Genomic DNA, 9,990 nt, shown 5'->3' on the forward strand with positions numbered 1-9,990 from the left:
TGGGGGCTTCTCGCCCCCAAACCCCGCGGTGTTTTCAGGTATAGATTATTAAGCTACACCAGCACTTGGGATTGCAGTTCTATGTTGAACTTGCGTTGCCATATTTAAGAAATCTTGATTTGAATAATAGGTATGAACCTTTGAAGTATTAGAATTCTGTACGCCATACTTTTTATAAGTATTCGGATGAACACCCGCAGGGCAGAAAGCGTAAGTCTTGCTACCAGTGGCAGCACCTGCAGCTGTCGCCAAACCACCACCAAGGGAATGACCAGCAATAGTCATTTGTTTACCTTGTCTTTCTAATCCTTTTTTTACTTTTTTAGCTAATTCTATAGACTTTTTATATTGTTCACTTCCCATACCTAATCCCTGTTTCATATTGTCATCAGTCCATTCTTTGCTCCAGTCATGTATTAAATCATTTTCAGGATGGTCAGGGTCACTGTAGGTACCACGATAAACAAGTACATAATCTCCATTCGTGTCTTTATAGATATCAGCTTTAAATCCTGTATGTGGGTCGTCAATTTCTCTTAAATCTGTGATTCCTAACTTTCTCATTTCCACTGCATCCAACTTCTCATACCCCTCAAGTTCTTCACTCTTAAGCATAGCTTGTTGTTTAGGGCTTAGCCCATCCATAGCCTCGTCCATGTCATAATCCTTAGCTTTCTCTTTTGACATTCGATTATAAGCAAAGTAACTTAAGACTAACATTTTAGTGGCTTCAGAAAAGTCAGGTTTTATGATAGTTATAAGTCCTCCTTGTATGCAATTCAACATAGCTCCTTCAAGTAAGGCTTTATGACCACTGATTTTTACGGATGAATGAGACCTCTGCAAAACCTTCATTTATAGAGAAATTCCCATTTAGTTGTGTTTAGAAGCATATTCCAACGTGTTTATTGGTATAATTGATGCCGTAAAACGATTATTATCATCTATATTTGTGTCCAATTTTCTTTTATTTGAGAGCATTGGACACAATTATCCCTGGCGTTCGATATAAGTTGTAGGCAACAGCCTCCATAATATGCTGTGCATGTGTTTTGGCAAGTCCTACATATCTTGCCGTACCTCCCCTAAACCATCTGTGTATGGAACCAAAAGTGCGTTCCACCCTGTACCTAATTTTACTGATAGCCACATTGATGCGTTTCTCTCTTTCTGTAATCTTATGCGCCCTTGTTCCTTTGTGCATAATGCGACTTTTTAGTTTCATTCGAGCAAGTGTCTCCTTGTTTTCTGCCGAGTCATAACCCTTATCAGCATATACGAGAGTCTTTTTCGGAAGATTTACTTTTTTCAGGGGCGTTTCCAAATGCTTGATGTCGCTCTCATTAGCTGCGGTAGTCTCCTCTACAAGAACCAATCCATTTTCATCTGTAACTGAATGCCGTTTGTATCCAAAGTGGAGCCTTCCCATTTTCTTGATCCAGCGTGCCTCTCCGTCCACATTGGGCTTGAGTTTCTCCTTGAGCATAGCTTTCTCGGATTTTAATTTACCCGTTTCTTCATCTCTGTCCTCAACTATCTCATATTCCTTACGACCACGTGGACGACGAGGACTATCGGTAACGCTGGCATCGACGATAGCCCCACGTTTGACAATAACACCTTGTTGCTCCAACTGACGGTTAATCTCATTCAGTACCATATCATAAAGGTCTGCCTCTACAAGAATGTTACGGAAACGACATACAGTCGCACTATCAGGAGCAACATCTTCCAAACCCAGTCCTACAAAGCGGCTGAAAGACAAACGATCGTTTACCTGCTCCTCAACCTCACCATCACTAAGACCATACCAAGTACGGAGAAGTTCGATTTTAAAAAGCACAAGACTATCATAGCTCGGACGACCAGTTGCCTTGTTACCTTTGGTGTAGGCAATGTCAATAATACCACGGATTGGATTCCAATCGATAATATTGTCTATCTGAGAAAAGAAGGTCTGCTTGACCTTACGCTGACCGACTAATAGGTCGGCAAAACTGAGAGAGGAAAGTTGCTGTTTCATACTATAAAGGTACGAAAAAATAATGATATAAGCAAATTTCTAAACTAAGAGTTTTGCAGAGGTCTCAGTCGGTGAAAGTAAAATCATAAAATTCAAAGGTCAATAAGAGGTTCAAATCATAAAGTATTGCATACTAACTTAACTAAGACATATAAACAAAAATCCCATAACTCATATACAAGAGCTATGGGATTTCATATTCTAAATAAGCTTAGTAGCAGTCTATAGGACCACTACCAGTCACTTATGATTAATCAGCAAACTTTGCCTTGATGAACTCACGGTTCAGACGAGCGATGTTAGCAATCTTCTCGTTCTTAGGACATACTGCCTCACAAGCACGTGTGTTAGTACAGTTACCGAAGCCAACCTCATCCATCTTAGCTACCATAGCCTTTGCACGCTTAGCAGCCTCAGGCTTGCCCTGTGGCAAGAGAGCCAACTGACTAACCTTAGATGATACGAAGAGCATGGCAGAACCATTCTTACAAGCTGCAACACAAGCACCACAACCGATACATGTTGCACAGTCCATAGCCTCATCAGCATTGTCCTTAGAGATAAGAATAGCGTTTGCATCCTGTGCCTGACCAGTGCGGATTGTTGTGTAACCACCAGCCTGAATAATCTTATCGAAGGCTGTGCGGTCTACCATACAGTCCTTGATAACAGGGAAACCAGCCGAACGCCATGGCTCAACAGTGATAACATCACCATCGTTGAAACGGCGCATGTAGAGCTGACAAGTTGTTGCACCACGCTCTGTCTTACCATGTGGAGTACCATTAATATATAGTGAGCACATACCGCAGATACCCTCGCGGCAGTCGTGATCGAAGACGAATGGTTCATCACCAGCCTCTATCAACTCCTCGTTAAGGATGTCGAGCATCTCAAGGAAAGAGGTGTCATCTGGGATATTCTTCATCTCATGTGTATCGAAATGACCCTGATCTTGTGGGCCGTTCTGCTTCCAATACTTAATTGTGAATGATATATTCTTTGCCATTGTATTATGTTTTAGTTGACAAGTAAACAAGTTGTGAAGTAAACAAGTTATTTGTCTTGAAGCTTAATTAGTAACAAATGTATCGGCAGAACAAGCTAACAACTTGTCAACTTGTCCTCCCGTCAACTCGTCAACTAGTTTTTATAATTACGTGTTTGTACCTTGATTGCCTCATACTCGAGAGGTTCCTTGATAAGCTCTGGAGTCTTGGTGTCATCACCCTGATACTCCCAACAACCAACATAGAAGAAGTTCTCGTCGTCACGCTTAGCCTCACCTTCCTCTGTCTGGTGCTCCTCACGGAAGTGACCACCACAACTTTCCTCACGATGCAATGCATCATAAGCTACGAGCTCACCCATGAGGATGAAGTCACGGAGGTGAATTGCCTTATCAAGCTCAACATTCAAGCCTTCCTTCTTACCAGGGATAAAGAGGTTAGTGTTGAATTCCTCGCGGAGAGCCTTCAACTGTTTGAGACCTTCCTCGAGTCCTTCTTTGGTACGACCCATACCTACATACTCCCACATAATATGACCCAACTCCTTGTGGATAGAGTCAACTGAACGCTTACCATGGATACTCATCAAGCGATCAATCTCTGCACTGACAGCCTTCTCAGCCTCATCAAACTCAGGGCGATCGGTTGGAACCTTTGCCCAGAGTGCCTGATCAGCAAGATAGTTCTGAATAGTATATGGCAATACAAAGTAACCATCAGCAAGACCCTGCATCAAAGCAGAAGCACCAAGACGGTTAGCTCCGTGGTCAGAGAAATTACACTCACCAATAGAGAATAGACCAGGAACGGTTGTCATCAGCTCGTAGTCAACCCAGATACCACCCATTGTGTAGTGGATAGCAGGGAAGATCATCATTGGATTGTAGTACTTCACGCCGTTAATCTCATTTGCCAACTCACCTGGGTTGACGTCTGTAATCTCCTCATACATATCGAAGAGGTTACCATAACGCTGAAGAATTGTGTCAATACCAAGGCGGTTGATAGACTCAGAGAAATCGAGGAACACAGCAAGACCAGTGTTGTTAACACCGAAACCATGGTCGCACCGCTCCTTAGCAGCACGTGAAGCAACGTCACGAGGTACGAGGTTACCGAAGGCAGGGTAGCGACGCTCCAAGTAGTAGTCGCGGTCTTCCTCTGGAATATCAGAGCCCTTCTTTGTACCAGCCTGCAATGCCTTAGCATCTTCGAGTTTCTTAGGAACCCAGATACGACCATCATTACGCAGAGACTCCGACATCAATGTCAACTTAGACTGCTTGTCGCCATGTACAGGAATACAGGTTGGGTGAATCTGAACGTAAGATGGGTTAGCCATGTAAGCACCCTTACGATAGCACTGAACAGCGGCTGTACAGTTACAACCCATAGCGTTGGTTGAAAGGAAATAAGTGTTACCATAGCCACCAGTTGCTATAACAACTGCGTTTGCAGTGAAGCGCTCTAGCTTACCAGTTACGAGGTTCTTAGCAATGATACCACGTGCATGACCATCAACGATAACGACATCCTCCATCTCATAACGTGTATAGAGCTTTACCTTACCAGCCTGAATCTGTGCGCTTAATGATGAGTATGCACCAAGCAACAACTGCTGACCTGTCTGTCCCTTAGCATAGAAGGTACGGCTTACCTGAGCACCACCAAAGGAACGGTTAGCCAACATACCGCCATACTCACGAGCGAATGGCACGCCCTGAGCAACGCACTGGTCGATGATGTCGTTAGACACTTCTGCCAAACGATAAACGTTAGCTTCACGTGCACGATAGTCACCACCTTTCACTGTATCATAGAACAGACGGTAAACTGAGTCACCATCGTTCTGATAGTTCTTAGCAGCATTGATACCACCTTGTGCAGCGATTGAGTGTGCACGACGAGGTGAGTCTTGGATGCAGAAGTTATATACGTTGAAGCCCATCTCGCCGAGAGAAGCGGCAGCACTGGCACCAGCCAGACCGGTACCAACAACGATAACATCCAGTTTCAGTTTATTCTTTGGGTTAACCAAACGCTGATGTGCCTTGTAGTTAGTCCACTTCTCGGCTACAGGACCTGCTGGTATTTTGGAATCTAATATCTTTGTCATGATTGTTTTGAATTTAGTTTTCAATTTAGATACTTAACTATGCAAGGCTAGGAGCACATCCGAAAGCGAATGCGAGAACAACAACGAGGAAGCCGAGCATCAACAGCGTAACATAGATGTTACCAATGGTCTTCCAACGATTGAACCATACTTTACCGTTGATACCAACAGTCTGCATAGCACTCCAGAAACCGTGAGAGAGGTGGAACCACAATGCACAAATCCAAACAATGTAGAGAACTACATACACAGGATTAGAGAAAGTGTGATGAATGTAAGCAAAACCATCAGCTGGTTCATACATAAATTTGACATGAAGAAGCTCTGCAAACATCATATTGTACCAGAAATTGAAGAGGTGAAGTCCAAGACCAAGCAACACGATAAGACCGAGAACAAGCATGTTCTGGCTTGCCCACTCTACTGCTGCAGGCTTTTCAGTGACAGCATAACGATTGTCACCACGTGCACGGCGGTTCTGCGCTGTAAGGATAAACGCATAAACGATGTGACAAACTGCCAATGCGCCAAGACCAACCGTAGCTGCTACTGCATACCAGTTGGCACCCAACAACGCACAAATCATGTTGTAAGCATCTTTAGAGAAGAGCGCAACAAGATTCATACAGCAGTGGAACGTCATGAATAGGATCAGGGCCATGCCAGTCACTGACATAATCACCTTTCTACCAATAGATGAATTGATTAACCACATAAATGTTTTGATTTTAAATATTTAATACTGTTAGAATTATTATTCCTATATGTATGAATGCAACGAGAAGGCCGTTCTCAGTCTCCTCATCGTAATTATTGTTCATTAAATCAGATACCAAGATGTTGGTATGAGCGCATACATTATGCGTTGCAAAAATACTATATTTTAATGATTTATCAAAGTATTTTAAACAAAATGTATAGTATTTAGACTTAAAATAAGGAGGCTCAGGCTATCCTAATAAATGAGGATAGTTTTAGAAGGCGCACAAACCTTAAAAATTAAACAAATTCTTTTAGGAAAATACCATAAATCTGTTTTATCAGTGAAAAGCAAGAATATGATTTGTACCATAGGTAAAAGCTGTTTCATCTTCTTGATTTATAGACAAAACAACAACCTTAAAGAAGTAAATATTATACTCTACCCGTTGGCGGAATTAAATATTGAATAAAATATATAAGAAAAAGTTGAACATGTCACTATTATAAGTAACTTAAAATACTCAACCTTTAAGTTAAACAAGCCAGTTATGTGCAACTTATATACAAAGTTCATCTAATTCTTGGAGATATGCAAGCTATTTTCCGAAGATTTAGTTATCAAGGAAGGAAATGCACGCTGTCCCGGTCTTACTCCTCGTTTCTCTGATTTGGATGTTATCGCATTGAGCATGTCAGCTGAGGAGATATACAGCGAGAACTGCTTTTTGAGGCGAAGCTGAAGGAGTGCCGTTCTTCCATCCCCAACCTTATCTCCCGCGTCAGTTCAATGACCGCTGCAAGTCTGTGGGTACCTGTGTGAGCAAATACGCAGCCGCATTGCCAGCCATATTGATATTCGTTTGATAATATAATTGCGAATTTCTATTGAAAATCTAATGATGAATATACATGGTAAGAAAACGAAGAAGAAAAGCTTGCCGATGATATTCAAAGTGTTTCTCATAAGCACACTATCCAGTTGCCAAAGTGGATCCATATCAAGAATTGTTCTTCCAAAAATGACAACTCAAAGAAGTTTCAACAATAAAATACTACCAACAACATAAATATTCTTTGCCCCCGCGATTAAAAATTTCTATTCGTTTGTTGCGTGGTATTCTCTCCAGTATCTTTACCTACTTGGTAATCTGATACATTCTTCATTATCCATAATTTTTTATTCTAATAAATCTATAATTTTACCAACAGCTTGTCCTATTATGTCTATATACGTTTTTACATCTACCACTTGCAGATTTTTATTGGACGCCTTGCCACCCAATGCCAAGGCTGGAACATAACCATAGCACTGTCCGTATTGTAAAGCACATAACTTTCCCTTAATATTTAAATAAGGTCGGGAGTCAAAGTACTCCTTGTCTATGATAGCTGTTTCATCTCCTAAGGTAAAGTTTAAAAGGAAATCCATATCACCTAAAATTTCGCTTGTGCACTTTCTTATATTTATTAACAAAACTCTATTCCCCTCATCAGGTGAAATTGTCCAATTATTATTTCCTTCCCAAATTAACAAATCTCCTAAAGCCGTAACACCAAATACGATAGAAGGTTCTAACAACTTATCAATGTAATCAAATACAAATTCATACTCATCAGGATTAATAAACTGTATAAAACCATCTTCATAAATACCATAGCCCATATTTTGCCAGATGGTTAACAGTTCATCAGGTAGTACTCCTTTATATTTATTGATTGTTTTAATAGGAACATCACTATACTTAGTATAGCTGTTTTTATTTCTTTCTTCAAATGTTAATCGTGCCATAATCTTATCTTTTTGTTACTCAGAACTTAGAAATTGGAGTTAAAACAAAACTACGTCCATCATTGCGTTATCAAGCGTTACTCGTTAACCTATTCAATCTTTCAACCCCAAGCGTTTCATGTCTTCTCCATAAAGACGGTTAAACTCTTTTGAAGATAGTTCGTGTGCAAGGTAAAGTTCAACAAACTTCTTGTTAACACTGGGCTTGATGGTAATAAAATCATCCATACCACCTAATTTCTCATGACCAGAGAGTGATCTCTTAAAGAAGATGGGAACAGGATTATCCTTTGTGCCATAGGTTGGATCCTGCCATTGCTGACGATTGACATAGGCTGAAAAACTTTTAATCTCGTAAAGATAATCTAATCTTTGAGTTTCTATGTCATCATACCAGATTTTCTCGCCATTACCTCTCTGAATGGTATTATAGCAGCCTTTAAAAGTAACAACTCCTAAATATTTCTTATGTTTAGGAGAATAGAAATAATACATATTATAAGTTGCCGAGCGTGTTTGTGCTACTCCCATGAACCATCCGCTGGTGGTAAAGATGTCATCATCCGTTTTAATTTTATGATGGTCTTTGGGAATTTTTACTACTATTGTGTCCGAATTCTTTATATATGTATCAGCGTAAGGAATAGCATCTTTATTTCCACCGAGCGTAAACCTCGTTATAATAAAGATAAGCAGTGGTGCACCTACAAGAGATGCAAAGACTGTACCTGCTGTTGAGAAGATTTTAAATCCTCCTATTGAAAAATTATTTGCCATTGATATTATGAATTTGCGATGATACCCATATAGTTTGCATTACATCTGCATTGTTCTCATCACAAAAGTACAAATAATCTGGGGCGTTCTCAACTTTTTACTCACATTTCTTACTTTACAAACAACTTGTCAACTCGTAAACCAGTCTACTTGTCAACCAGCTCAATCCTTTAGCCCCAGGCGTTCCATGTCCGCCCCATAGAGCCTATCAAACTCCTCGGGTTCCAGTCCATGTGCAAGGTAGAGCTCAACGAACTTCTTATACACGGAAGGTTTAATATAAATAAAATCTTCCATACCTCCAGCACATTCAAATCCAGACAAAGCACGCTTAAAGAATATAGGCATAGGGTTATCTTTAGTACCATACGTCGGGTCCTGCCACTGTGTTTTATTAATGTATGCAGAAATCGTTTTTGACTCGTAAATTATACTTAACCTATCGTTTTCTACATCTACATTATATGCGTCTTTTCCCGTTCCCATTTGTGCCACATTATACCCTCCTATAAATGAAATAACTGCTAAATGTCTTTTATATTTAGGGGAGTAAAAACATATCTGTGAATAACATGATGATTCTGAATGCGCCATTCCTGCAAACCAGGCACGCGAAGTAAAAACTTTATCAACTGGCGTAATCTGAGTAAAGTATGGTATCTGAACCACTATAGTATCCGAATTGTGAATATACGTATCTGCGTACGGCACAGCAGCCTTGTTACCACCGAGTGTGAATTTTGCAATAAGACTAACTACCAGTGGTGTTGCTACGGTAAGTGCAAACACCGTTCCTAATGTCGCTCCTATAGCTGGTATTCTTGAATAAAAGTTGCTCATTGTTTTATGAATTTGCGATGATACCCATATAGTTTGCATTACATCTGTATTGTTCTCATCACAAAAGTACAAATAATCTGGGGCGTTCTCAACTTTTTAATCACATTTCTTACTTTGCAAGCAACTTGTCAACTCGTAAATTAGTCTAATCGTCAACCAGCTCAATCCTTTAGTCCCAAGCGCTTCATGTCCGCCCCATAAAGACGGTTAAACTCTTTTGAAGACAATTCATGCGCAAGATAAAGTTCAACAAACTTTTTGTTAACACTGGACTTTATGGTAATATGTTCATCCATATCTAAAGTTTCATGTCCTGACAACGCACGCTTAAAGAAGATGGGAACAGGATTATCCTTTGTACCGTAGGTTGGATCCAACCATTGTTGACGATTTACGTAGGCTGAGAAACTTTAAGGTTCTTCCGTTAAATGGATAGATATATCTCATAAGTTATATAAAAAAGCTGGTATTATGTATCTTTGTAGTGACCAAACTTCAAGAACATGGATACCAGCATAATGCAAAACGCCTTAGGCGTCTTCCAACAAGATTGTCAGAATCTGCGCTACAAAGATAATAACTTAGTTTTAGAAATCCAAACTCCAAAGGAAAAACTTTGTTGTCCTGTATGTGGAAGTCATAATATCAATCGTAACGGCAGCCATATTCGTCGCTTTGTAAGTGTTCCAATTGGTCTGAGCAAGACCTATCTGGACATGCGTGTACATCGTAT

At 40.3% G+C, this 9,990-nt stretch carries 8 protein-coding genes and 3 pseudogenes; 2 read left to right on the forward strand and 9 right to left on the reverse strand.

All coding sequences use genetic code 11. From position 1 onward, the window contains the following. Positions 1-48: 48 nt before the first annotated feature. The 5 genes from CHB62_RS13660 to CHB62_RS13680 form a co-directional block, all read right to left on the reverse strand. Positions 49-855, reverse strand: coding sequence for a Tle-like phospholipase domain-containing protein (locus CHB62_RS13660; RefSeq protein WP_240616215.1), 807 nt, complete (start codon positions 853-855; stop codon positions 49-51). A 112-nt stretch (positions 856-967) separates the two neighbouring features. Further along, complete coding sequence (locus tag CHB62_RS13665; protein WP_089367269.1) at positions 968-2,023, reverse strand: IS5 family transposase; 1,056 nt, start codon at positions 2,021-2,023, stop codon at positions 968-970. Positions 2,024-2,273: 250 nt separating this feature from the next. Then, entirely contained in the window at positions 2,274-3,032 is a 759-nt protein-coding gene (locus CHB62_RS13670; RefSeq protein WP_009435456.1) for a succinate dehydrogenase/fumarate reductase iron-sulfur subunit, read from the reverse strand. A gap of 134 nt (positions 3,033-3,166) precedes the next feature. Then, positions 3,167-5,149, reverse strand: coding sequence for a fumarate reductase/succinate dehydrogenase flavoprotein subunit (locus CHB62_RS13675; RefSeq protein ID WP_009011084.1), 1,983 nt, complete (start codon positions 5,147-5,149; stop codon positions 3,167-3,169). A 37-nt stretch (positions 5,150-5,186) separates the two neighbouring features. Then, on the reverse strand, positions 5,187-5,864 hold the full coding sequence (locus CHB62_RS13680; RefSeq protein ID WP_009011085.1) for a succinate dehydrogenase/fumarate reductase cytochrome b subunit: 678 nt from the start codon (positions 5,862-5,864) through the stop codon (positions 5,187-5,189). 458 nt (positions 5,865-6,322) lie between these two features. On the opposite strand from CHB62_RS13680, the pseudogene CHB62_RS15550 reads away from it, so the two are divergent. After that, positions 6,323-6,705: pseudogene (locus CHB62_RS15550) on the forward strand (IS982 family transposase); the annotation flags it as partial. A 323-nt stretch (positions 6,706-7,028) separates the two neighbouring features. On the opposite strand, the gene CHB62_RS13695 reads toward CHB62_RS15550, so the two are convergent. The 4 genes and pseudogenes from CHB62_RS13695 to CHB62_RS13710 all read right to left on the reverse strand — a co-directional run. Continuing rightward, on the reverse strand, positions 7,029-7,640 hold the full coding sequence (locus CHB62_RS13695) for a GAD-like domain-containing protein (RefSeq protein WP_089367271.1): 612 nt from the start codon (positions 7,638-7,640) through the stop codon (positions 7,029-7,031). Between the two features lie 93 nt (positions 7,641-7,733). Continuing rightward, positions 7,734-8,417 (reverse strand): DUF8188 family protein, encoded by a 684-nt coding sequence (locus CHB62_RS13700; RefSeq protein WP_089367272.1) that lies wholly within the window; start codon positions 8,415-8,417, stop codon positions 7,734-7,736. 162 nt (positions 8,418-8,579) lie between these two features. Continuing rightward, the gene (locus tag CHB62_RS13705; protein ID WP_089367273.1) at positions 8,580-9,257 is read right to left on the reverse strand and encodes a DUF8188 family protein; all 678 of its coding nucleotides are present in this window, start codon (positions 9,255-9,257) and stop codon (positions 8,580-8,582) included. Between the two features lie 161 nt (positions 9,258-9,418). Next, a pseudogene (locus tag CHB62_RS13710) lies at positions 9,419-9,667 on the reverse strand (DUF8188 family protein); the annotation flags it as partial. Between the two features lie 93 nt (positions 9,668-9,760). On the opposite strand from CHB62_RS13710, the pseudogene CHB62_RS13715 reads away from it, so the two are divergent. Further along, positions 9,761-9,990, forward strand: a pseudogene (locus CHB62_RS13715) (ISL3 family transposase); the annotation flags it as partial.

It is taken from the genome of Prevotella jejuni, from assembly GCF_900187995.1.
Taxonomy (GTDB): Bacteria; Bacteroidota; Bacteroidia; order Bacteroidales; family Bacteroidaceae; genus Prevotella; species Prevotella jejuni.